The sequence below is a fragment of the Pauljensenia sp. UMB3104 genome (assembly GCF_030217285.1).
GTDB lineage: Bacteria > Actinomycetota > Actinomycetes > Actinomycetales > Actinomycetaceae > Pauljensenia.
On the sequence record NZ_JASONN010000622.1, the window covers coordinates 1 to 234 of the forward strand.

At 58.5% G+C, this 234-nt stretch carries 1 protein-coding gene; it reads left to right on the forward strand.

Features of this window, described 5'->3' with window-relative positions; translation table 11 throughout:
- On the forward strand, positions 1-234 hold a 234-nt coding region (locus tag QP415_RS13030; protein ID WP_285100355.1), incomplete at both ends, for a recombinase family protein.

Genomic DNA, 234 nt, shown 5'->3' on the forward strand with positions numbered 1-234 from the left:
ATCTCACGCCTGGCCCGCAACACTGTCGATCTACTGGCTACGGTCCGTGAGCTCAAAGACCTTGGCGTGGCCGTACGGTTCGAACGCGAACGCATCGACACCCTTAGCGCTGACGGGGAACTGTTGCTGACTTTGTTGGCGTCGTTCGCCCAGGAAGAATCCCGCTCGCTATCCCACAACGTGAAATGGGCGATCCGCAACCGATACAAGAACGGGGGCACGAACTCCTTCGTT